Here is a 23,816-nt window from a genome sequence, read left to right as displayed (position 1 = left end):
CTGGTGGCGGGGTTCTGGCCGGTCTGGTGCAGGCTGGCCAGAACCTTTGTAACTACCCGACCTTTTCGACCCCAAATGGGTCTTTTGTCACTTTATGTAGACGCAAGCGGGCTGAACCGGTCACATCACGGCCACAACCTGAGTACAACCCGTGAGTTCGGTCGCCCGGGAGGCTCCGCGTCCCTGATCCTTGATGGCACAAAGCCCTGACGGAACGGGCTCGGCGAGGAGAGGGGCGAGGGTTGTTGACCGCGGTGGCCGGGGTGATCGGCGCGCTGGTGATCGGGGCCTGGGTCGTGGTGGCCTGGGGTTCCCGTCGTCGTCAGCCGTGGCTGTTGACCCCGTTGGCCCTTCTCGCGGTCATGCTCGTCGCGTTGGATCTTCCCGGGTGGTCGTTCCTACCGTTGTTGGCCCTGGCCACGGGGTCCTTCGCCGAGTTGGTGGTGGGATCGCGTGAGGCGCCCACGATCAGGACCAAGGACCCCGAGGCCCCGTTGAGCACCGAGCGGTGGGCCGCCGCGGTGGCGGCACCGTTCCGGGTGGCGTTGGCCGAGCCGTGGGACGTGGTGGCCCGTCCGAGCCTGCGGCGCCGGTACCGGCGGATGTTGGAGCACCAGTGGTCCGTGGTGGACCGGGAGTCCTTGCTGACGGCGGTGGACAGCCTGCTGGAGGGGTTGCACAGCGGACCGAGCCTGGATCTGGCGGTGGACCTGCGGGCGGGGACGGCCCGTTCGCGGTTGCCTTCGGAGCAGGGCGGCAAGGACACCGGTGAGACGGTGGAGCTGTCGGCGGAGCAGGTGGCCCGGTTGCGGGCGGTGACGGGTGTGTCCGAGGGCGACGAGACCGTGATCATCGGTGCGTACCAGTGGTGGAAGTCCGTGCACGCCATCCGGTTGGTGTGCGGTGGGGCGACCCTGGACTGGCTGAGCCCGGTGGAGACGCAGACGCTGCTCAGGCGGGTGGCCTCGGATCTACAGCGCCGTTACTCGTCCTGGGGGCAGTTGTCGACGGCCTTCCACGCCGGTTACCTGCTGTGGCCGGACAAGGGTGTGGAGGGCGACCAGGTGGTGGGCGAGGGCCCCGACACGGACCGGGTGTGGGTGGCCCTGGGGTTGCTGGACGAGGACCAGAGGAGCCCGTGGAACCTGTTGCCGTGGGACATGCCGTTGGAGCGGGTGACCTTCGAGGGCGGGGTCTCCTCCCACCAGGAGTGAGACCGCGGGTGCCGGTCCTGTCGCGGGCCCGGGTTCTGTGCCCCGAACGACTTCGGCCGCACCGGTCGGCCCGGAGAGGTCGGCGCGGCTCATACGCCTTCCCCCGGGCCGGACCTGATGCGGCCCGTCAGCGGCGCCGGTCAGGGCGCCGGATCACGCGTCAATTGGTGCCGAGCGCGACAGCGTCGCCGAGTCGGTGGACGCGCAGGGAGTTGGTGGAACCGGTGGTTCCGGGCGGGCTTCCCGCGACGATGACGACCTTGTCGCCCTTGTGGTAGTCGCCGAGTCGGAGGAGTTCGCTCTCCACCTGGCGGACCATGTCGTCGGTGTTGTCGACCCACGGGACCAGGTTGCTCTCGGTTCCCCAGGTCAGGGAGAGCCTGCCCCGGGTGATGTCCTCGGTGGTGAAGGCCAGGAGCGGGATGGGTGAGCGGTAGCGGGCCAGGCGCCGGGCGGTCTCACCGGACATGGTGAAGGCGACCAGTGCCTTGGCGCCGACGGTGGCTCCGATCTCGGCGGCGGCGCGGGCGATGGCTCCGCCGGTGGTCTCGGGTACCCGGTTGAGGATGTGCGAGGCGCGCAGGGACTCCTGCTCGGCGGCGCTGACGATGCGCGCCATGGTCTCGACGGTCTCGATGGGGTACTGGCCGACGCTGGTCTCGCCGGAGAGCATGACGGCGTCGGCGCCGTCGAGGACGGCGTTGGCGACGTCGGAGGCTTCGGCGCGGGTGGGTCGGGGTGCGCTGATCATGGATTCGAGCATCTGCGTGGCGACGATGACCGGTTTGGCCTTGTCGCGGCAGCGTTCGACGGCGCGCTTTTGCACCATGGGGACGTTTTCGAGGGGGAGTTCGACGCCGAGGTCGCCGCGGGCGACCATGACTCCGTCGAAGACCTCGATGATGTCCTGGAGGCGTTCCACGGCCTGGGGTTTCTCGATCTTGGCGATGAGGGGGACGGTGATGCCCTCCTCGTCCATGATGCGGTGGCATTCCTCCGCGTCGGCCGGGCTGCGGACGAAGGAGAGGGCGACCATGTCGACGCGGTGTCGCAGGGCCCAGCGCAGGTCGTCCTCGTCCTTTTCGGTGAGGGCGGGGACGCTGACGGAGACGCCGGGGAGGTTGAGTCCCTTGTGGTTGGAGACGGTGCCGCCGAAGATGGCGCGGGTGTGTACCTCGGTGCTGGTGGTCTTGGTGCATTCCAGCACGACGCGACCGTCGTCGATGAGGACGCGGTCGCCGGGGCGGACGTCTCCGGGGAGTCCCTTGTAGGTGGTGGAGACGCGGGTGCTGTCTCCGGGGACGTCTTCGGTGGTGATGGTGAACTCGTCGCCTGCGGCGAGTTCGACGGGGCCGTCGGGGAAGGTCCCGACGCGGATCTTGGGTCCTTGGAGGTCGGCGAGGACGCCGACCGCCCGGTTGGTGTCCTCCGTGGCCTTCCTGAGGTTGGTCAGGCTGGCGCTGTGGTCGTCGTGGGTTCCGTGGCTGAGGTTGAGTCGGGCGACGTCAAGGCCTGCCTCGACGAGGCGCCGGAGTGTTTCCGGACTCGAGGTGGCTGGTCCGAGGGTCGCTACGATTTTTGCTCGACGTGTCACGAGTATCACTTTAGAGCGTCTGGGGGATGGAGTGGTCTAAACCAGGTTGCGATTGGACGTATGCGAGGTGGAGCGGGAGCGAAACCGGTCACCGCGGGTGACGGTTCGGGCGTGGTTTCGGGGCGGCGGGCGATGCGGGGCCGGGCCGGGGCTCCGGTGTGGTGGGGCGGTCGTTAGCCTGTGGGCGTTCTTCGGGTGGAGGGTGTGTCCTGTGTTCGAGCGCGGTGTCGTGGTGTCGGCCCTGGCGGACGAGGTGGCGGCGTTGGAGGGGGTTCTGGCGGGGTTGTCGGAGGCGCAGGCCGTCCTGCCGACCCGGTGTGAGCCCTGGGACGTGGCGGCGTTGGCGGTGCACACGGTGGGTGCGTTGCACCAGGTGACGGTGGCGTTGGAGAGGGAGGCTCCGGGCGTGTCGCGCGGGTTGGTGTCGGCCGCGGGGTACTACGCGCCGGACGTGCGGTTCTCGCCGGAGGTGAACGCGGCCCGGGTGGGTGATGCGTTGGCGGGCGCGGCGCGGCGCGCGGACGCCGCTGAGCCGGGGAGGGTGCTACGGGGGCTGTGGGGGGCGCTGGAGTCGCGTGTGGGCCGCGAGCCGGTGGAACGGGTGGTGGTGACTCGGCACGGTGATCCGATGCTGTTGACGGACTACCTGGTGACCCGGGTGGTGGAGGTGGTCGTGCACGGGTTGGACCTGGCGGACGCGCTGGGGCGGGAGCCGTGGACCTCGTCGGCGGGGTCGGGCCTGGTGCACGAGGTGTTGTTCGGCGGGGTGGACCCGGCGGTGCTCGCGCGGGTGCTGCCTGCGGCGGGGGCCGGTGGTGCCTCGTTGGCGGCGGTGCGCGCGGTGACGGGCCGCTCGGCCTGCGCGGCGGACCGGGGCGCGTTGGAGGCTGCCGGGGTGCGGTTCCTGGCGTTGGGTTAGGGCCGCGTCGGGTCGGTGGCGGTCGGGCCGGCGGGCGGTTACACGGAGCGGCGGGGCCGGGGCAGGTCGGGTTGGAGCCGACCGTAGGCGCGGAGGATGCGTAGGCGCTGGATGGTGCGCATGCCTTCGCGTTCGATGGTGGCAGCGGTGTCCCAGTGGTCCCAGGTGGCGTCCCAGCCCCCGTCGGGGCGTTGTTGTTCCTCGAAGGCGTCGAGGTTGCGTTCGATCTCGTTGTCGGTGAAGAGCGGTCGGGCGATGTGGTGGGGGTGGCAGGCGAGGTCGAGTGGTGTGTGGACGTGGCCAGTGGCGCGGGGGTGTACGTCGATGACCGCGCGGATCCTGTGGGCCAGGTGGTTCATTGCGGAGACGGCGCGGGCGCGGTCGGGGACGTGTTGGAGGAAGCTGCAGATGCTGACGGCTTCGTGTGCGTTGGTCCAGTGGAGCGCGTCGATCTGTTTCCAGCAGTAGGCGGTGGCGTGGTCGCGCCAGGGGTGGGTGATGTTCCTCTTGTGGAGGAGCCCGGTGATCATGGCGGTGGTGTCGAGTCGGCTGCTGAAGTCGTTGGTGTGCTGGTACCAGGGTGCGGCCTGGGTGTAGCGGACGTTGGGCAGTACGGCGGGGAGTCCGCCGTCGTCGTTGCTGGCGGTGGTGAGGTACCGGCAGATGCCGTTGCCCAGGTGCGCGGGGATGGCGCCGAGTTCGTCGAGGTAGCGCAGAGCGATCTCGGTGGAGGCGGGTTGGCTGGCGTGGCCGCGGAGGTCGGGGTCGATCCCGTTGCCGTATCCGCCGTCGAGGTTGCGGTAGGCGGCGAGTGTGGTGTGGACGGGTTGGGCCGGTCCGCTCTGGAAGAGGTAGGCGAAGCGGTGCCGGTCGAGGAGCCGGGCGCTGCGCATGGTGAAGTGTTCGGCTGCGCGGTAGGAGTCCCAGGTCACAACGGTCATGCTTCGACGGTACGGGTGCGGGTGGGCGGGGTGAACAGTGCGGCCGTGATCCATTCGCGATCTTTACGCGCGGTTCTCGGGGCAGTTGCGTTGGTGCCTGCGTCGGCGGTGCGGGAGGAGGGCTCCGGCCCAGGAGAGGACGACGACCGCGCCGACGCCGAGCTGGACCGTCACGAGGTGGTCGGCCGGATAGATGACGCCGGTGAGGTAGTGCTCGATGAAGCCCCCGTGGGGGAGCCCGGCCTGTCCGGCGCGTTGCCTCCCCCAGTTCTCCAGGTGGGTGAGGGGGCACTGCCAGCCGATGAGGGTGATGCCGAGGGCGTAGAGGGCGGTGGCGGCGTGGGGCCACAGGGCTCGGGGCCATTTCCAGGCGAGGAAGCCGCCGAGTGTGACATAGAGGAGGAACGCGAAGTGCAGCAGCATCGCGGTCTCCCCGAGCACCTGGTAGCCCATACCCCCAGGGTAGGTCGCGCGGGGCGGCGACGCCGGGCCCGGGGAGGCCCCGGCCGTGCCTGGTGTGCGGTGTCTCAGGCGGGGTCGGGGTGCTTGGTGCGGCGTCGGCGGAGGGTGAGCAGGGCCAGTCCTGCCCAGGAGAGGACGACGACCGCGCCGACGCCGAGCTGGACCGTCACGAGGTGGTCGGCCGGGTAGATGACGCCGGTGAGGTAGTGGTCGATGAAGCCCTCGTTGGAGAGCCCGGCCTGTCCGGCGCGTTGCCTCCCCCAGTTCTCGACGTGGGTGAGGGGGCAGGTCCAGCCGACGACGCTGATGCTGAGGCCGTAGAGCGCGCAGCCGAGGTGGATCCAGAAGGTGCGTGGCCATTTCCAGGCGAGAAGGCCGCCGATGGCCATATAGAGGATGAAGGCCGCGTGGATGATCATGGCGGTGTCGCCGATGATGCGGTAGATCATTCGCCTGTCCCGGGTGGGGGGTGGGAGGGCCCAGGGGCGGGGGGTGGTCGGTGTGGGCCGCTGCCGTTCCACGGCCCGTGGTTGGTCTCGATCCTGCCGGTTGGAGGTCGGTCCGCCGACACGGCGGGGTCACGGGTGGGCAACGTCGCGTCGGGCGCGGGTCCCATTGTGGTGGGGGTGGGGAGGGTCACCCGGAACGCGTGTCGGGCGCGGGGTGATCCCCCGCGCCCGACAGTGTTTGCCTTGGGCCTGCGCTGACGCCTTGGCCCGCGTCCCGCCTACACGAGCGGGCGCTCGGTGGGCGGGATGGCGACCGGCAGGGTGGTGTCGGCACCGAGGTAGCGGTCGACGCCGGCGGCCGCGGAACGGCCCTCGGCGATGGCCCAGACAATGAGTGACTGGCCGCGGCCCATGTCGCCGGCGCAGAAGACGCCGTCGACGGTGGTGCGGTAGTCGTTGTCGCGGACGACGTTGCCGCGGCCGTCGAGTTCGACGCCGAGCTGGTCGATCATGCCCGCCTTCTCGGGGCCGACGAAGCCCATGGCGAGGGTGACGAGGTCGGCGGGGATCTCGCGTTCGGTGCCCTCGACGGGTTCGAAGCCGTTCTGGCCGCGCTTGACCTCGACGAGCTTGAGGGCGCGGACGTTGCCCTGGTCGTCGCCCAGGAACTCGACGGTGTTGACGGAGTAGATCCGCTTGCCGCCCTCCTCGTGGGCGCTGGTGACCTTGTACAGCATCGGCATGGTGGGCCAGGGCTGGTGGTCGGGGCGCGTGGTGGGGGGCTTGGGCATGATCTCGAGCTGGGTGACCGAGGCGGCACCCTGTCGGTGGGCGGTGCCGACGCAGTCGGCGCCGGTGTCGCCGCCGCCGATGACGACGACGTGCTTGCCCTCGGCGTGGATGGGTGCGCGGTCCAGGTCGCCCTCCTGGACCCTGTTGGCCAGGGGCAGGTACTCCATGGCCTGGTAGATGCCCTTGAGTTCGCGGCCCTTGGCGGGCAGGTCGCGCCACTGGGTGGCGCCGCCGGTGAGGACGACGGCGTCGTTGTCGGCCTTGAGCTGGTCGACGGTGATGTCGACGCCGACGTTGACGCCGGTGCGGAAGGTGGTGCCTTCGGCGGTCATCTGGGCGAGGCGGCGGTCGATGTGCCGCTTCTCCATCTTGAACTCGGGGATGCCGTAGCGGAGGAGGCCTCCGATGCGGTCGGCGCGCTCGAAAACGGTGACGTCGTGCCCGGCGCGGGTGAGCTGCTGTGCGGCGGCCAGCCCCGCGGGGCCGGAGCCGACGACGGCGACCTTCTTACCGGTGCGGTGGGTGGGGGGCAGGGGCTTGACCCAGCCTTCCTCCCACGCGCGGTCGATGATGGAGACCTCGACGTTCTTGATGGTGACGGCGGGCTGGTTGATGCCCAGGACACACGCCGACTCGCACGGGGCGGGGCAGAGGCGTCCGGTGAACTCGGGGAAGTTGTTGGTGGCGTGCAGCCGTTCGATCGCCTCGGCCCAGTCGTGGGTGTGGACGAGGTTGTTCCACTCGGGGATGAGGTTGCCGAGGGGGCAGCCGTTGTGGCAGAAGGGGATGCCGCAGTCCATGCAGCGTGAGGCCTGCTTGGTGACGGTTCCTCGGTCGAAGTCCTCGTGGACCTCGCGCCAGTCCTGGATGCGTACGTCGACGGGGCGGTGCTTGGGGAGCTCGCGCTCGGTGATCTTCAGGAAACCCTTGGGGTCAGCCATGGTTCTTCCTCCTCTCGTGTACTGACTTCAGGACTGCGCGGAGGCCATCACGGCCTCGTCGACGTCGCGGCCCTCGCGTTCGGCCTCGGCCTGGGCGAGGAGGACGCGCTTGAAGTCGCGCGGCATGACCTTGGCGATGCGGTCGAGCCCCTTGTCGCCCTCGGCCAGGAGGCGTTCGGCGACGGTGGAGCCGGTTTCGGCGTGGTGGCGGGTGAGGACGCCGGTGAGGAACTCGCGGTCCTCGTCGGTGAGTGCCTCGATCTCGACCATCTCGCCGTTGACGCGTTCGCTGTCCAGGTCGAGGACGTAGGCGATACCGCCGGACATACCCGCCGCGAAGTTGCGTCCGGTGCGGCCGAGGATGACGGCGCGGCCACCGGTCATGTACTCGCAGCCGTGGTCGCCGATGCCCTCGACGACGGCGAGTGCGCCGGAGTTGCGGACGCAGAAGCGTTCGCCGACGATGCCGCGGAGGAAGATCTCGCCGGAGGTGGCACCGTAGCCGATGACGTTGCCGGCGATGATGTGGTCCTCGGCGACCAGTGTGGAACTGGTGGCGGGGTGGACGATGACGCGGCCGCCGGACAGGCCCTTGCCGACGTAGTCGTTGGCGTCGCCGGACAAGCGCAGGGTGATGCCCCTGGGCACGAAGGCGCCGAAGGACTGTCCCGCGGATCCGGTGAAGGACACGTCGATGGTGTTGTCGGGGAGGCCGGTGGCGCCGTAGCGCTTGGTGACCTCGTGGCCGAGCATGGTGCCGACGGTGCGGTTGACGTTGCGGACGGGGAGTTCGAGCTTGACCGGCTGGCCGAAGTCGAGGGCGCCCTCGCTGAGCTGGATGAGGGTGTTGTCCAGGGCCTTTTCGAGGCCGTGCTCCTGTCCGCGCTGCTGGGAGCGGTGGTCGCCGGCGATGGGCTCGACCTCGTGCAGGATCGGCGACAGGTCCAGGCCCTGGGCCTTCCAGTGGTCGACGGCGTCGGTGGTGTCGAGCAGGTCGACGGCGCCGATGGCCTCGTCGAGGCTGCGGAAGCCGAGCTGGGCGAGGTACTCGCGGACCTCCTGGGCGATGAACTCGAAGAAGTTCACCACGTACTCGGCCTTGCCGGAGAACCGCTCGCGCAGTTCGGGGTTCTGGGTGGCCACGCCCACGGGGCAGGTGTCGAGGTGGCAGACGCGCATCATGACGCAGCCGGAGACGACGAGGGGTGCGGTGGCGAAGCCGTACTCCTCGGCGCCGAGCAGTGCGGCGACGACGACGTCGCGGCCGGTCTTCATCTGGCCGTCGGCCTGGACGACGATGCGGTCGCGCAGGCCGTTGAGCAGCAGGGTCTGCTGGGTTTCGGCGAGGCCGAGTTCCCAGGGGGTGCCCGCGTGCTTGAGGGAGTTGAGCGGTGAGGCGCCGGTGCCTCCGTCGTGGCCGGAGATGAGGACGACGTCGGCGTGTGCCTTGGACACACCGGTGGCGACGGTGCCCACGCCCGCCTCGGAGACCAGCTTGACGTGGACCCGTGCGGACGGGTTCGCGTTCTTGAGGTCGTGGATGAGCTGGGCGAGGTCCTCGATGGAGTAGATGTCGTGGTGGGGCGGCGGCGAGATGAGGCCGACGCCGGGGGTGGAGTGGCGGGTGCTGGCCACCCACGGGTAGACCTTGTGGCCGGGCAGCTGGCCGCCTTCGCCGGGCTTGGCGCCCTGGGCCATCTTGATCTGGATGTCGTCGGCGTTGCTGAGGTAGTGCGAGGTGACGCCGAATCGGCCGGAGGCGACCTGCTTGATGGCGCTGCGGCGCAGGTCGCCGTTGGCGTCGGGGGTGAAGCGGGCGGGGTCCTCGCCGCCCTCTCCGGTGTTGGACTTACCGCCGAGGCGGTTCATCGCGATGGCGAGGGTCTCGTGGGCCTCGGCGGAGATGGAGCCGTAGGACATGGCGCCGGTGGAGAAGCGCTTGACGATCTCGGAGACGGGCTCGACCTCGTCGATCGGGACCGGCTCGCGCACGCCCTCCTTGAGCTGGAAGAGACCGCGCAGGGTCATGAGCTTCTCGGCCTGATCGTCGACCTTGTGCGTGTACTCCTTGAAGATCTCGTACTTGCGGCTCCGGGTGGAGTGCTGGAGCTTGAAGACCGTCTCGGGGTTGAACAGGTGCGGTTCACCCTCGCGGCGCCACTGGTATTCGCCGCCGACTTCCAGGCGCCGGTGGGCGCTGGGGTTGGCGGTGTGGGCGCGGCGGTGGCGGATGGCCACCTCCTCGGCGAGGACGTCGAAGCCGACGCCGCCCAGGCGGGAGGTGGTGCCGGTGAAGCAGCGGTCGATGACGTCCTGGCCCAGGCCCAGGGCTTCGAAGATCTGGGCGCCGGTGTAGGAGCTGACCGTGGACACGCCGATCTTGGACATGATCTTCAGGACGCTCTTGCCGAACGCCTTGACGATGTTGGCGACGGCCTGGTCGGCTTCGACGCCGCCGATGACACCGCGCTCGACGAGGTCGCGGACGGTTTCCAGGGCCAGGTACGGGTTGACCGCGGAGGCGCCGTAGCCGATGAGGAGGGCCACGTGGTGGGCTTCGCGTACGTCGCCGGCCTCGACGAGGAGGCCGACCTCGGTGCGGGTCTTCTCGCGTACGAGGTGGTGGTGGACGGACCCGGTGAGCAACAGCGACGGGACGGGGGCGCGGTCGGCGTCGGTGCGGCGGTCGCTGAGGACGAGGATGTGGGCGCCGTCGGCGATGGCCCGGGTGACCTCGGTGTTGATCTCGTCCAGGCGGGTGGACAGGGCGTCGCCGCCGCCGTTGACGGGGTAGGTGCCGTCGACGGTGTAGGTCTTGAGCGCCGGGTTGGTCCGTCCCGCGGCGACGATGGCGGCGAGTTGGGCCTGGTCGACGACCGGGGTGGGCAGGACGAGGCGCTGGGTGTCCCCGGGGGCGGCGTCGAGGATGTTGTGTTCGGCGCCCAGGAGGGTGGACAGGCTGGTGACCATCTCCTCGCGGATGGCGTCCAGCGGCGGGTTGGTGACCTGCGCGAAGTTCTGCGAGAAGTAGTCGAAGAGCTGGCGTGAGCGGTCCGAGAGCGCCGCGACCGGGGTGTCGGTTCCCATGGAACCGATGGGTTCGGCGCCGGTGCGTGCCATCGGGGTGAGGATGACGCGGAGTTCCTCCTCGGTGTAACCGAAGGCCTGCTGGGCGAGGTTGAGTTCGGTGACCGGGGTGGGTTCGGCGTCGGGGAGGTCGTTCAGGCGCAGGACGCCGGAGTCGATCCACTCCTGGTAGGGGTGTTCGGCGGCGAGGTCGGCCTTGAGTTCCTCGTCCTCGATGATCCGCCCCTGGGCGGTGTCGACGACGAAGATGCGGCCGGGCTGGAGGCGTCCCTTGCGCACGACGGTGGCGGGGTCGATGTCGAGGACGCCGGCCTCGGAGGCGAGGACGACGAGGCCGTCCTCGGTGACCCAGTAGCGCCCGGGGCGCAGGCCGTTGCGGTCCAGGACGGAGCCGACGAGGGTGCCGTCGGTGAAGGACACCGAGGCGGGGCCGTCCCAGGGCTCCATGAGGGTGGAGTGGTACTCGTAGAAGGCCCGGACGGCCGGGTCCATCTCGGTGTGGTTCTCCCAGGGCTCCGGGATCATCATCAGGACCGCGTGCGGCAGGGAGCGGCCGCCCAGGTGCAGGAGCTCCAGGGCGTCGTCGAAGGACGCGGTGTCGGAGTCGTCGGGGTCGACGATGGGGAAGATGCGGTCGAGGTCGCCGGGGATGAGGTCGGTGGCGAGTTTGGCCTCGCGGGACCGCATCATGTTCCGGTTGCCCTTGACCGTGTTGATCTCGCCGTTGTGCGCCACGAAGCGGAACGGGTGGGCCAGGGGCCAGGAAGGGAAGGTGTTGGTGGAGAACCGGGAGTGGACCAGGGCCAGGCCGGAGGCGTAGCGGCGGTCGGACAGGTCCGGGAAGAACGGTTCGAGCTGCGGGGTGGTGAGCATGCCCTTGTAGGCGATGGTGCGCGGGGACAGGCTCGGGAAGTAGACGTCGGTCTCGTGCTCGGCGCGCTTGCGGACGCAGTAGGCGTGGCGCTCGAGGTCGATTCCGGTGAGGCCTTCGGTGGCGGTGCCCTGGCGGCCGGTGATGAAGAGCTGCCCGAAGTAGGGCATGACCTCGCGGGCGGCGGGGCCGCTGTACTGGGGCTCGAAGGGGACCTCGCGCCAGCCGAGGAGGGTCAGGCCCTCGTCCTCGACGATGGCGTTGATCTTCTCGACCGCGGCGGTGCGCTCGGCGGCGTCGGAGGGCAGGAAGCCGATGCCGGTGGCGTAGGCGCCGGCGTCGGGGAGCGGGAAGTCGCAGACCTCGGTGTAGAGCTCGTGCGGGACCTGGGTGAGGATGCCCGCACCGTCACCGTCGTCGGGGTCGGCGCCGGAGGCACCGCGGTGGTCCAGGTTGCGCAGTACGGTCAGCGCCTTCTGCACGATGTCGTGACTACGACGTCCAGTGAGGTCGGCGACGAAGCCCACACCGCAGGCGTCGTGCTCGAAAGTGGGGTCGTACAGGCCCTGGGGCGTGGCTTCTGCGTTCGTTCGGACGGACGAACGCCGCACCTGTCCAGCAGGCATCTACCCTCCTGTCGTCTTTGGTCGGCTTCGTGAAAAGCGCATCCGGGACGACATTGGCCCTGCTGCGTGCGTGATGTGGTTGTGTCCGCCCTGGGGGCGGGGTTCCCGGCTGTGCGGGTGCCCGTCCGGTCACCGTGTCGCGTTCACGTCTTCGTGTCGCCGGTGGTGGTCGGGCTGCCCGCTGCGGGCAGGTTCTCTTATACATGCTGGTCCAGCCTCGATGCGAATCGTAGGTCTAGACCAGGTGGCGCCGCGGTGCGCCTTCGGTCGCTGTGCCCGTTCCGTGGAAGGTGACACGTGTCCCTCTCGGATTCATGTATCCGATGAGGGCTGGCCTAGCCGGTTTTTCCACGGAGAAACCTAGCTAAACCTCCCAAAGTGGATAAAAGACCAACCGATGGCCGGTTCTTCATCACAGGCACAGGGATTCGGCGCGCCGAGATCCCACATTACCCCGGCGTTAACGCCGCACCCAAGGGGGGAGGAAGGGACACCGGGCGTGATATCCCCCTCATCCCGGATCAACCGCCCTGACCTGCGGCACCGGCATCGATCCACAGCGTGGGAGGATCGCGGAATGGCAGGACACCCGACTTCCCACGGCCCGGACGACACCGGAGCCCCCACCCCCGACGAAGCATCCCGCGCCCCCGGCGCCCCGGCTCTGGACACCCCCGCGGCACCCCGCCCCGACGGACACCCGCCCCTCCCCGGCGCCGCGGAGGACTTCCTCCGCGAGTACGGGGCCGACGCACCGCGGCCCAGGTTCGTCCTGGCGCTGCTCTCCGACGGCCGCTGGTGGAGCGCCAACGACCTGGTGCGGGCCGGCGGTGTCGCCTACGCCGTGGTCTCGTCACTGCTCAAGGCGCTGGAGTCCGACGGGGAGCTGCTACGCGAACCCGGGGGCGAGCGGTACCGCCTGGTCCGCCCCGACCACTACACCGGCGCGCACACCCCGGTGCTCGCCGACCCGGTGGCCCACCTGCTCTCCGAGCACCCGCGGGCCGCCGCGGAGCTGGCGCGCGCGGTCGCCGAGGGACCCGCCTCGGACCTGGACCTGGACCACGTGTCCGCGACCGCCGAGACCGCCCTGCGCCGGGCCCTGTTCCTGGCCACCCGGTTCGACCTGCATCGGCGCACGCTGCTGTGTGTGGGCGACCACGACCTGACGTCCCTGGCACTGGCCCTGGTGCAGCCGGAGGCGCAGGTGGAGGTGGTGGACCTGGACGAGCGGGTGCTGGCCCACATCGACGCGGTGGCCCAGAGGCTGGGGCTGCCGGTGCGCACGCACAGCGCCGATCTCCGGCTCGGGCTGCCCGCGACGCTGCGCGGGAGCGCAGACCTGGTGTTCACGGACCCGCCCTACACCCCGGACGGGGTGGAGCTGTTCGTGCGGCGCGGTGTGGAGGGGTTGACCGACCCCAGACGGGGGCGGGTGCTGGTGGCCTACGGGGCCAGCGAGACCACCCCGAAGCTGGCGGCCGCGACCCAGAGCCGGCTGGTCCGGTCGGGGCTGCTCATCGAGGCGGTATGGCCGGACTTCAACCGGTACCTGGGGGCGGAGTCGATCGGCGCCGCCAGTGACCTGTACGTGCTGCGACCGCTCGCCAGGACCCTGCCCTCCCCCGGCAGCGACGCCGCCCGGGTGTACAGCCAGGGGGTGAACGCCAAGGAGGCGCGGGGCGGCCTGGACGCGGAGCGGGCCGCCGCGGTACTGGATCGGATCGCCGAGGACCGGGGCTCCGGTGCGGACGGAGCCCCCGCCCTGGTCGGCGAGTGGCCGCGGGAGGTCTCGAAGGAAGTCCGGGTACGCCTGTCGACGTGGATGGACTCCCCCACGGCCGTCGGAACCTGCTCCGTGGTCAACCTCACCGGCGGGTGGGAGCGGTTGGCGGCCCGAGCGGCGTTGGCGTCGACCACCGACGACACCTACGTGCTGGTGCCCTCCTCCTCGCGGTGGGTGCGGGACGAGACGGGCCAGCGGGAGCTGCGCGCCATGGTGGAGCCGGGGACGCGGGTGCGCTTCCTGCGGGGCCTGGGAGCCCCGGACCTGACCGCGATCCGGTTGACGCGCAACCCGGATCCGGGCGGGAGCACCGGCCGGTTGCTGGCCCACGTGCAGGGGCGCGCGCACGGAATGCTGACGACGACGCTGCGGACGGGACTGGTGGAGGCGGCGGCCTGGCGTGGGCGGCCGACGAACAAGCGCACGGCGCGGCACGCGGTGGCTTCGGCACCGGCCTGGTTGGCCGGACACAGTCTGCTGGACCTGCCCGAGCACCGGTTCTTAGAGCTCCGGGCTCTGGCCTCGGAGCTGATGGCGCGGGTGGAGGAGTTCCAGGAGCGCCGCTGAGGCCGTGGGGCCGGGGAGCGGGGACAGGCGCGGGGCCGGGGGAGACTCGCTCTCCCCCGGCCCCGGGTGCGTACCTGTGGCTGTGCCGTCCGGCCCGTGTGCGGTGCCCTACTCTCCGGGGACGCTCTGTTCGCCTTCCGTCCCGGGCGCCTCGACCGGCGGGTCTGCGGCCGTTCCCTCCCCGGTCCCCTCGGTGCCGGTCCCTTCGGTGCCTTCGTCGGTCTGTGAACCGCCGCCGAGCTCCCCGATCCGGCGGAAGAAGGGGTCGCGGAAGTTCGCCAGGGTCACCAGGGGGGTGGCCAGACTGACACGCTCCTCGACCGACTCCGAGTCGGTGGGCTGGACCCAGACCACGACGAGGTAGTGGCCGGTGACGATCGCGTCGGCGGAGCTGTAACCCGCGCCGAGGCGGTCGAGGGGGGACTGGCCGGAAGGCGGCAGGACGAATCCGGGGTCCTCGACCGGCTCCGCGGCTTCCTCCTCCTCGGCGCCCTCCTCGGCCTCGGGCAGGTTCAGGGCGTCGGCCACGGCCCGGCTGCCCTCGATGTCGGCCAGGTTGAACACACCCACCACACCGAAGTAGCCGTCCGAGAGGTAGGTGGCGCGGCCCGCCTGACTGCAGTCCGCGTCGGCCAGGGCCTGCTGGGCCCCAGCACCCCAGACCGCGGCGGAGCAGTCCTCGGTCAAGTCCGAGTCGCGCAGGGTGAAGTCGATGCTCTGGCCGGAGATCTCGGCGTTGTGGCGCTCGAACAGCTCGCCCTCGTTCAGGGGGCGGCTGTCGACCTCGCGGGAGGCGAGGACCTCGTTCACGTTGCTGGTGTCCCCGGAGTCCTGGACCCGGTACAGGGCCGGCCTGGTCTCCTGGGCCACCTGTTCCTCGGCGTCCTCTCCGGAGAGTTGGAAGTACAGGACCGTGCCAAGGGCGATCAGCGCCACGACGAGGGCGCCGACCAGGAGGGGCAGCATCCGGCCGAAGCGCTTGGGCTCCTTCTTGCGCCGACCTCCGCCCCGGCGGCGACCACCGGCCCGGCCCTCACCGGGCTGGGACACAAGCTCGTCGGACTCACTGCTTTTCCTCCGGCGGCCCGGCCTGCCAGGCGTCGACGGTTCAGAAGGGGACACCCAAAGGACCTTTCCGTGGATTCGGGCCGGTCACACGAGGTGACCGGCCCGGTTGCGCTCGGGAATCGAGGGGGACCTCGCCCGCCTCTCACGACCCTGGCGGGCGGGCCGATCTGTCCGAGATCCTATCGGGGCGTCCGACAGGGGTGGACAGCCCCGTTACTCCTCTTCCTCCGCGGGCTTGTGCGCGACCACCTCGTCGTAGACGAAGCCGAACGCGCTCTGGGACACCACGCTCGCGGTGGCGATACCGCTGTCGTCCCCGGGTGGGGAACCATCGGTGCTCGCGACCCAGTAAACCGCCAGGTAGTGACCCATGACCTGGGTGGTGGCCTGGCTGTAGCCCTCCTGCAGTCCCTCGACGCCCTCCATCTCCCGGGCCAGCAGGAAGCCGGGCCCGGACTCGGCGTTGGTCGGGTCCAGGGAGGCCGCCACGTCGGTGGCGCCCTCGCTGTCGGAGAGGTCGAACAGGGTCACCTGGGCGATGTAGTCCTCGTCGGCGTCGGTGTAGACACCGGAGGCCGCGTTGAGGCAGTTGGCGTCCAGGAGGCTCTGCCCGAGTTCCTCGCCCCACACCAGGGAGGTGCAGGAGTCGTTGACCTCGGATTCCCGCAGTTCGAGTTGCATACCCGCCATGTCGAGTTCCTCGACCGACCCGAAGACGGACTCCTCCGTCATGGGTTCGACGTCCTCGGGGCGTTCGGCGATCGGACCGAAAACCTCGGGGTCGTCGGGCTCGAACAGGTACAGCTCGGGTGTGATGGTGCTATGACCCTCGGGCGGGGCCGTGATGGTCTCCTCGCCCCCGGCGTCGCTGTTACCGGACCCGGTGAGGAGCTGGTAGATCAGCAGCCCCAGGAGGGCGACCAGGGCGATGCTGAAGGCACCCAGCAGCACGGCGAGCACGGCGGTGCCGCGCTTGCGCTTGCTCTGCTCGGCCAGGGTGTAGACGATCTGGTTGGGCCGGTCCCCCAGGACCGACACCCTCTTGATCGCGGACGCGGAGAAGGCGGAGACACGTCCCACGCCCTTTCTGTCCCTGCGCCGCCCCTGACGGCCCGCGGTACGACCGGCCTCCTGGGCCCTACCCTCCTCCTCGCCCCGGGCCTCTTCGTACCCGGCGTCGGAGGTGTCGTCGTAGTCGTCGTGACCGTCCCCGGTCCGGGTGTGGGTGTGACCGTAGTCGGCGGAGAAGTCCTCCTCCGGGTCGTACTGGTCTCCGTACCCGTCCTCGGGGCCGCGGTCGTCTACGTGCTCCTCGGTGTGGACGCTCTCGGCGCGGCGGGATCCGCCGCGCCGGCGTCTGCGGCCGTAACCGGACTCGGCTCTGCTCACGGTCTTTCTCAATCGTCAACCCGTGGTCTGCTCGACAGATGCGGGGAACGCCGTACGGCGCCGTCGGCCACGGGCCGGTGCGCCACGGTTCGGTGTCCCCGCGCTACTCGGGCTTCGACCGGGAGTCGTCCCCGGTACCGTCGGCACCGTCCTCCGTCGAGCCCTCGCTACTAGATCGCTCAGGGCTCGGGTGGTATTCCGTGCCGACTTCCTCGGAGGAGCCTGTGGCCTGGTCGAACACCGAGTCGTCGGTGTCGACCGCGCTGTAGACGGTGCCTTCGTCGCTGCCACCGCCGTCAGTTGTGTCTCCGAACACCTGGGTTCCGGCGTCGTGTCCGTGGGGGACGACGGCGGTGGAGAAGGAGTCGAGTCGGCGGCCGGCCCAGACGAAGTAGGCGAGGGCGCCGAGGAAGACCGCGATGGAAGTCCAGTTGTTCAGGCGCAGGCCGAAGAAGTCGTTGGCCGGGTCGACGCGCAGGTACTCGATCCAGAACCGGCCGACGCAGTAGCCCATGACGTAGAGGGCGAAGAGGCGGCCGCCCTGCAGGGAGTTCTCGAAGCGGCGCCCGAGGTAGGCCAGGAGGACGGCCAGGCCCAGGCACCACAGGGACTCGTACAGGAAGGTCGGGTGGTAGGTGGTGACACCGACCTCCATGCCCGCGCGCATGTGGCCCTCGGGGGTGGGGGTGATCTCCACGGCCCACGGCAGGTCGGTGGGGCGGCCGAACAGTTCCTGGTTGAAGTAGTTGCCCCAGCGGCCGATGGCCTGAGCGAGGGGGATGGTGGGCGCAATCGCGAAGGAGAGCTTGGACATCGACAGTCCGCGCTTGCGGGCGACCAGCCACACGCCGACGGCGCCCAGGGGGACGGCACCCCAGATGCCCAGGCCGCCGTTCCAGATGTAGAGGGCCTGGATGGGCTCCTTGCCCTCGCCGAAGTACAGTTGCGCGTCACTGATGACGTGGTAGAGGCGGCCGCCGACCAGACCCAGGATCACGGCCCACACGGCCATGTCCATGATGGTTCCGGGCTCGCCCCCCATCGCCTTCCATCGGCGCTCGCTCCAGAAGACCGCGACGACGACCCCGGCGAGGATGCACAGGGCGTAGAAGTGGATCTCCAGCGGTCCGATGGGGATCGAGTTGACCTGGGGGCTGGGAATGGCCGCGAGGGCGCGGCCGAGCCCGGCCGCGCCCTCGGAAGCTGTCGACGACAATGTCACTGCTCTGCTCTCGGGTTCGCCCCGCGTGCGGGGGGTCTGTTCAGGGGATCTACTCGGGGTCACCCCCGTCGCCGTCGCCCATGGGCTGGGTGTCGACCTCGCCCTCGTCCGCGGAGGCGATGGCCTCGGTCAGGCCCCTGGCGGTCATGGCGCTGTTGTTGTCGAGCAACTCGCCATTGATGTAGACGGAAGGGGTACCGCGGAACATGTTGTCTCCGCTGTAGCGAGTGTAGGCGTTTCCGGTGGCGTCGATGATCTCGCCCGTGTAGGTCCCGTCCAGGAACTCGGGGTCGTGCCCGTTGCCTTCCCCCCAGTTGATGAGGTCGGTCAGGACCATGGTGCCGAGGGTCTCCTCGCCGATCTGTTCGGTGGCGTCGGCGGTGAGTTCGGGCAGGAACTCCTCGACGAACCGGGTGACGACGGCGGCCTCGGCCTCGACGCGCGCGTCGAACTCGGCGGCCTGTTCCTCGTCGGCTCCGGTCTCGCGGAACCACTCCTTGAGTTCGTCGACCGTGAAGCCCTCGTTGCCCTCGGTGGGCTGGTGCTCGAAGAGCTTGTCGTTGTACTCGACGAAGACGCCGTGGTCGGCCGCGGCGCGGGCGGCGGCACCCCCGCGGAGCGAGTTGGAGCTGATCGGGGCGGGCCGCTGGGCGAAGATGCTGACCGGCCGGTAGTGGACGATGGCGTTGCCCTCGGCGGCCTGTTCCTTGAGCACGTCGCCGTTGAGGAGTTCGAACTGGCGGCAGGCGGGGCACTGGTAGTCGGCGTAGACCTCGACCACGGGCGCGGAGACGCCCTCGTCGGCCATCACGACGCTGCCGTCCTCCTGCAGGGTCCGGTCGGCGAGCGGACCGTCGTAGCCGTCGCTCCGGTCGGCGTTGAGGATCGCGTAGCCGATACCGACGATGAGCAGGACCACGGCCGCTGCGGCGCCGACGACGATGAGGGTCCGATTGCGTTTGGCGGCCTGCTTCTCCTTCTCCCGCTGCTGCCTGAGTTTCTCGCGGGAGCGCTTGCGCGCTTCACTCCCCATGGTTTTCCTCTGTTCCTGACTTCTGGAGGTGGTCGGCCGTCGTCCTGGTCGGTGTCACCGGAAGAGCCCGAGGACGCGGTCGAGGGCGAAGGGGGACCGGGGCCACAGAGCGATGAAGGCGCCCATGGCTCCGAAGGCGATGTCCCGTGCGATGGAGAGCCCGTAGCTGGTCTCCCCCGGGTCGACCTGGCCTCCGCCGCCGAAGCAGCCGCAGTCGATGTTCAGGCCGCGGGCCATCGCGGAGACGATCCCGGCGATGAAGACGATCATGAGGAGGGTGCTGACGGCGCCGACGTACCGGGTGGCCAGTCCGACGAGGAGGAGCAGGGCCAGGGCGAGCTCGAAGAGGGGGAGGGTGTACCCGATGAGTTGGGCGAGGTCCTCGGGGAAGAGGTCGTAGGCCTCGACCGCCTGGACGGAGAGGGCGGGCGGGAACTTGGTGACGGCGGCGGTGACGAGAACGGCGGCGAGTCCGACCCTGCAGGCGAGGGTGAGCCAGGGTTGGACCCTTTCCCATCGGGAGGGCGGCTGGGAGGCGGGGGTGGCGCCGGTGGGTGTGTCGTCGGGGGTGTCCGTCATCTGGGAGCCTTCGGAAGAGGGGATCGGTCGCCCGGGGACATGGCTTCGGGTGCACGCGCCGTCGCCCTGGGTGTCGAAACAAAGCCTACTGTGTGTAGTGCATCTGTGACACTGGGCCCGGGTTCTCGGGACGGGCCGGGCAGCGCCCCGACTGGTCGAGGCCTTGCCATCACACCACCGAATCGCCTCCCCCGCAGCAGGTTCGACCGTTTTCGGGGGTGGATCTCACCCGATTCTCACGCTCTTAACCTTGTGCTTGACCGGTCCCTCTGCGGTTGTCCGCGAACACACGAGCGGTGGGCCGCCCTGGAAGGGCGACCCACCACCGGACCCGGGAATCGGGGTGTCGAAGATCCCGGAGGCCACGGGCCCCGGCCCCCGTTTCCGGGGACCGGGGCCCGTGGCCGGTTCGCGTTACCGGGAACGGACCCCCGCGGCCAGTTCCTCGGCGAAGGAGCGGACCGCGATGAGCCCGGTCTCCAGATCCGGGGCGTCCAGGATCCGTTGGCAGAACCCGGCGCCCACGATGACACCGTCGGCATAGGCGGCGACCTCGGCCGCCTGTGCGGCGGTCGAGATCCCCAGGCCCACGCAGATCGGCAGCCCCGAGTCGCGGGTGACCTCGCGGGTGCGGCGCACCAGGGTCTCCGCGGTGTCGGCGACCTGGGCCCGGGTACCGGTGACGCCCATGAGCGAGGCCGCGTACACGAACCCGCTGCACACACCGGTGGTGAGCTCCAGCCGCCGGTCCGTGGAGGAGGGCGCGACGAGGAAGATCCGGTCCAGGCCGGCCCGGTCGGAGGCGGCGTACCAGTCCTGGGCCTCCTCCGGGATGAGGTCCGGGGTGATGACCCCGGCGCCGCCGGCCTTGGCCAGCTCGGTGGCGAAGCGCTCGACGCCGTACCGCTCGATCGGGTTCCAGTAGGACATGACGAGGGCGGCCGCTCCGGTGGCGGCGGTGGCCTCCACGACCCGGAAGACGTCCTCGGTGGTGGTGCCCGAGGCCAGCGCCCGGTCCGCGGCGCGCTGGATGGTGGGGCCGTCCATCATGGGGTCGGAGTAGGGCAGCCCGACCTCGATGACGTCGCAGCCGCCCTCGACCATGGCCTCGATGACCCTGATCGAGGATTCCACGTCGGGGAACCCCGCGGGCAGGTAGCCGACGAGTGCGGCGCGGTCGGCCTCACGGGCCTGGGCCAGCTTGGTCTGCAGTGTGGTCGCGGCCATCACGCCTGTCCCTCCGAGTCGATGAGGCCGAAGTAGGCGGCCGCGGTGTTGACGTCCTTGTCGCCGCGCCCGGAGAGGTTCACCAGGATGACGGCCCCGGGCCCGAGCCGCTTGCCGAGCCTGAGGGCTCCGGCCAGCGCATGGGCGCTCTCGATGGCGGGGATGATGCCCTCGGTGCGGCAGAGCAGCCGGAAGGCGTCCATGGCCTCGGCGTCGGTGACGGGCTCGTAGGTCGCCCGGCCGGTGTCGGCGAGGTGGGCGTGCTCGGGGCCCACCGCGGGGTAGTCGAGTCCGGCGGAGATGGAGTGGCTGGGCAGGGTCTGGCCGTACTCGTCCTGGAGGACGAAGGTGCGGGCCCCGTGGAAGACGCCGTGGCTGCCGGCGGTGATGGAGGCGGCGGTGCGGCCGGTGTCGGCGCCCTCTCCCCCGGCCTCGAAGCCGTAGAGGGCGACACTCTCGTCGGGGATGAAGGCGGCGAAGATCGCGATGGCGTTGGAGCCGCCGCCGACGCAGGCCGTGACCGCGTCGGGGAGCTTCCCGGTGAGTTCGAGGACCTGTTCGCGGGCCTCCGCTCCCACGGTGAAGTGCAGGTCGCGTACGAGCTTGGGGAAGGGGTGCGGTCCGGCCGCGGTCCCGAACAGGTAGTGGGTGTGGTCGACGTTGGCCACCCAGTCGCGGAAGGTCTCGTTGATGGCGTCCTTGAGGGTCCGGCTGCCGATGGTGACCGGGACGACCTCGGCGCCGAGCATCTGCATCCGGGCGACGTTGAGCGCCTGGCGCCGGGTGTCCTCCTCACCCATGTAGATGACGCAGTCCAGGCCCATCAGGGCGCAGGCGGTGGCGGTGGCCACACCGTGCTGCCCGGCCCCGGTCTCGGCGATGACACGGGTCTTGCCCATGCGCTTGGTGAGCAGCGCCTGGCCCAGGACGTTGTTGATCTTGTGCGAACCGGTGTGGTTGAGGTCCTCGCGCTTGAGGAGGATGCGCGCGCCGCCCGCGTGCTCGGAGAGGTTGTGGGCCTCGGTCAGGAGGCTGGGGCGGCCGGCGTAGCCCTTGAGGAGCTTGTCGAACTCGGCACGGAAGTCGGGGTCGTCCTTGGCCTTGTCCCACTCGGCCTCGACCTCGTCGAGAGCGGCGATGAGGGCCTCGGGTGCGAACCGGCCGCCGAAGCGGCCGTAGTGCCCGTGGGCGTCGGGCACCGGTTGGGCGTGGCTCATGGGAAGTTCTCCTGGGAAAGAGGAGGTCGACCGCGAGGTCCCCGGGGCGTCGCGCCGTGGGGCCGCGCGCCGACCGGATGTGCGCCGCCTGGCTCCGGCGGCGCGGTTGGTTCGGGTGAACGCGGCGAGGGGAACCCGCGGGCTGTACGCCTACGGGCTCCCTAGAGCCATCGGTCGCGGAGCGTGTGCGTGCCGCGGGGCTCCATGGGTGCCATCGTCGTTCCCATCGTGGTTCCCCGTCAGTTCCGGTCGCGCAGTGCGGGGTGTGCACCGGCGGTCACCAGGTCGGCGACGGCCTCACGCGGGTTGCGTCCGCGGACGAGGCTCTCACCGACCAGGACGGCTCCGGCTCCGGCTCCGGCATAGGCCAGCAGGTCGTGCGGGCCGCGGATACCGGACTCCGCGATTCTGACACGGTCCGCCGGGATGAGGGGTGCGAGCCGGGCGAAGGTGTCCCGGTCGACTTCGAGGGTCTTGAGGTTGCGCGCGTTGACACCGATGACGGTGGCCCCGGCGTCGAGGGCGCGGGCGACCTCCTCCTCGTCGTGTACCTCGACCAGCGGGGTCAGGTCCAGCGAGCGGGCCCGTTCGACCAGGGAGACCAGGGCCTCCTGGGACAGGGCCGCGACGATGAGCAGGATCGCGGAGGCGCCGAAGACGCGGGCCTCCCACAGCTGGTAGGAGCTGACGACGAAGTCCTTGCGCAGCAACGGGGTGTCGACGGCCTCGTGGACCGTGCGCAGGTCCTCGAGGCTGCCGTTGAACCGGCGCTGCTCGGTGAGCACGCTGATCAGGGTGGCTCCGCCGGCCTCGTAGTCGCGGGCCAGGGCCGCGGGGTCGGTGATGGAGGCGAGCGGCCCCTTGGAGGGGCTGGCCCGCTTGACCTCGGCGATCACGTGGACGCCGGGACGGCGCAGGGCGGCTTCGGCGTCCTTGGGGACGGGCACCGACTCGGCTTGGGCCTTGAGACGGTCCAGCGGGAGGGCCGCCTGCCGCTGCGCCAGGTCAGCGCGTACTCCGTCGAGGATCTCGTCGAGCACGCTCACCAGTTCTAGCTCCCTCGTCCATGGGTTCGGTTGACGGTGGATCGGTCCGGGTTCGGACGCAGTGGGCTGAGCGGACTCGGGTCGCTCGGCTGTCACACCGTGTGCTGGTCATCGTATCCACCCTCGGGCACCGGGGGGCCGCCGCCCCCGTGTCACCACGCCGGTGGAGCCGTCACCACTGCGGAAGGAGCGGGGTGCCGGGGGCGAGGAAGGCGAACCAGGGCAGGTTACGGGCGATCCAGAAGACGACGAAGGCGCCCAGGACCGACCAGAGGAACCAGGTGGGGGTGGGGTTGCGCGGCCGTGTGCGCGGGCGCAGGGTCCCGATCAGCCAGGTGAGGTAGGAGTAGGCCAGGTAGGGCAGCAGCAGGAGCAGCAGCGGGTTCATGCCGAGGGCCCCGGGGACGTCCAGGTGGGTGAGGAGGGCGACGGCCCGCATGGTGCCGCAGCCGGGGCAGAAGGTGCCGGTGAGCAGCAGCCAGGGGCAGGTGGGGTAGTTGCCCGGCTCGCCCGGGTCCACGAGGTGGAGGAGGGCCGCCCCGGCCAGCCCCAGGGCCCCGAGGGAGAGCGGCCAGGTGACCGGGTGCATCCGCGCACCGACCGCAGCGATCCGATCGGCCAGGGTGGGTGCCGCGGGCGTGCCCGTCTCTGCGGGGGTGGGGGTCTTGTCGTGCTGCACGGACCCGAGCCTACCTTCGGGGGTGGCGGCGTAGGCGAGGCCCCGGAAACGGATCCGGCTCCGCGCAATGCGGAGGCGGAGCCGGAAGGCCCTGCCCACTGGTACGG

18 protein-coding genes are annotated in these 23,816 nt (G+C 70.3%); 3 read left to right on the top strand and 15 right to left on the bottom strand.

Translation table 11 applies throughout. The annotated features are described in order from the left end of the window. Positions 1–242: 242 nt before the first annotated feature. Positions 243–1,214 (top strand): DUF1266 domain-containing protein, encoded by a 972-nt coding sequence (locus ACUKCB_RS02930; RefSeq protein WP_473038889.1) that lies wholly within the window; start codon positions 243–245, stop codon positions 1,212–1,214. A 160-nt stretch (positions 1,215–1,374) separates the two neighbouring features. Here ACUKCB_RS02930 and pyk read toward each other — a convergent pair whose 3' ends face one another. Beyond that, positions 1,375–2,808 (bottom strand): pyruvate kinase, encoded by a 1,434-nt coding sequence (pyk, locus tag ACUKCB_RS02925; protein WP_452541824.1) that lies wholly within the window; start codon positions 2,806–2,808, stop codon positions 1,375–1,377. A gap of 211 nt (positions 2,809–3,019) precedes the next feature. Between pyk and ACUKCB_RS02920 the strand changes: the two genes are divergently transcribed. Next, on the top strand, positions 3,020–3,727 hold the full coding sequence (locus ACUKCB_RS02920) for a maleylpyruvate isomerase N-terminal domain-containing protein (RefSeq protein ID WP_473038888.1): 708 nt from the start codon (positions 3,020–3,022) through the stop codon (positions 3,725–3,727). Positions 3,728–3,765: 38 nt separating this feature from the next. Here ACUKCB_RS02920 and ACUKCB_RS02915 read toward each other — a convergent pair whose 3' ends face one another. The 5 genes from ACUKCB_RS02915 to gltB form a co-directional block, all read right to left on the bottom strand. Continuing rightward, positions 3,766–4,659, bottom strand: a complete 894-nt coding sequence (locus ACUKCB_RS02915; RefSeq protein WP_473040906.1) for a prenyltransferase — start codon at positions 4,657–4,659, stop codon at positions 3,766–3,768. A gap of 72 nt (positions 4,660–4,731) precedes the next feature. Beyond that, positions 4,732–5,121 carry a DUF2784 domain-containing protein gene (locus ACUKCB_RS02910; protein WP_473038887.1) on the bottom strand — a complete coding sequence of 130 codons (390 nt, stop codon included), beginning with the start codon at positions 5,119–5,121 and terminating at the stop codon, positions 4,732–4,734. A gap of 74 nt (positions 5,122–5,195) precedes the next feature. After that, entirely contained in the window at positions 5,196–5,579 is a 384-nt protein-coding gene (locus ACUKCB_RS02905) for a DUF2784 domain-containing protein (RefSeq protein ID WP_473038886.1), read from the bottom strand. Positions 5,580–5,857: 278 nt separating this feature from the next. Then, positions 5,858–7,312: a glutamate synthase subunit beta gene (locus tag ACUKCB_RS02900; RefSeq protein ID WP_473038885.1), complete on the bottom strand. Its 1,455-nt coding sequence runs from the start codon at positions 7,310–7,312 to the stop codon at positions 5,858–5,860. Positions 7,313–7,339: 27 nt separating this feature from the next. Then, entirely contained in the window at positions 7,340–11,896 is a 4,557-nt protein-coding gene (gene gltB, locus ACUKCB_RS02895; protein WP_473038884.1) for a glutamate synthase large subunit, read from the bottom strand. A gap of 577 nt (positions 11,897–12,473) precedes the next feature. Between gltB and ACUKCB_RS02890 the strand changes: the two genes are divergently transcribed. Then, positions 12,474–14,249, top strand: coding sequence for a bis-aminopropyl spermidine synthase family protein (locus ACUKCB_RS02890; protein ID WP_473038883.1), 1,776 nt, complete (start codon positions 12,474–12,476; stop codon positions 14,247–14,249). 108 nt (positions 14,250–14,357) lie between these two features. Here ACUKCB_RS02890 and ACUKCB_RS02885 read toward each other — a convergent pair whose 3' ends face one another. The 9 genes from ACUKCB_RS02885 to ACUKCB_RS02845 form a co-directional block, all read right to left on the bottom strand. Then, positions 14,358–15,215 (bottom strand): hypothetical protein, encoded by an 858-nt coding sequence (locus tag ACUKCB_RS02885; RefSeq protein ID WP_473040905.1) that lies wholly within the window; start codon positions 15,213–15,215, stop codon positions 14,358–14,360. A gap of 315 nt (positions 15,216–15,530) precedes the next feature. Further along, positions 15,531–16,706: a hypothetical protein gene (locus ACUKCB_RS02880; protein WP_473038882.1), complete on the bottom strand. Its 1,176-nt coding sequence runs from the start codon at positions 16,704–16,706 to the stop codon at positions 15,531–15,533. Positions 16,707–16,809: 103 nt separating this feature from the next. After that, a complete protein-coding gene (lgt, locus tag ACUKCB_RS02875) occupies positions 16,810–17,922 on the bottom strand; it encodes a prolipoprotein diacylglyceryl transferase (protein WP_473038881.1) in 1,113 nt (370 codons plus the stop codon). Positions 17,923–17,977: 55 nt separating this feature from the next. Next, positions 17,978–18,961, bottom strand: a complete 984-nt coding sequence (locus ACUKCB_RS02870; protein ID WP_473038880.1) for a DsbA family protein — start codon at positions 18,959–18,961, stop codon at positions 17,978–17,980. A gap of 54 nt (positions 18,962–19,015) precedes the next feature. Continuing rightward, positions 19,016–19,540 (bottom strand): MauE/DoxX family redox-associated membrane protein, encoded by a 525-nt coding sequence (locus ACUKCB_RS02865; RefSeq protein ID WP_473038879.1) that lies wholly within the window; start codon positions 19,538–19,540, stop codon positions 19,016–19,018. Positions 19,541–19,954: 414 nt separating this feature from the next. Continuing rightward, entirely contained in the window at positions 19,955–20,767 is an 813-nt protein-coding gene (gene trpA, locus ACUKCB_RS02860) for a tryptophan synthase subunit alpha (RefSeq protein ID WP_473038877.1), read from the bottom strand. Continuing rightward, positions 20,767–21,984, bottom strand: coding sequence for a tryptophan synthase subunit beta (gene trpB / locus ACUKCB_RS02855; RefSeq protein WP_473038876.1), 1,218 nt, complete (start codon positions 21,982–21,984; stop codon positions 20,767–20,769). Before trpB ends, trpA begins: the two co-directional genes overlap by 1 nt. A gap of 239 nt (positions 21,985–22,223) precedes the next feature. Then, positions 22,224–23,030 carry an indole-3-glycerol phosphate synthase TrpC gene (gene trpC / locus ACUKCB_RS02850; RefSeq protein ID WP_191272235.1) on the bottom strand — a complete coding sequence of 269 codons (807 nt, stop codon included), beginning with the start codon at positions 23,028–23,030 and terminating at the stop codon, positions 22,224–22,226. Positions 23,031–23,202: 172 nt separating this feature from the next. After that, complete coding sequence (locus ACUKCB_RS02845; protein ID WP_473038875.1) at positions 23,203–23,709, bottom strand: DUF2752 domain-containing protein; 507 nt, start codon at positions 23,707–23,709, stop codon at positions 23,203–23,205. Between the last annotated feature and the right edge of the window lie 107 nt (positions 23,710–23,816).

Source organism: Nocardiopsis moroccensis (assembly GCF_055763695.1).
The sequence above is the reverse complement of the archived record's forward strand: the minus strand, read 5'-3'. Positions and strand labels throughout refer to the sequence as shown.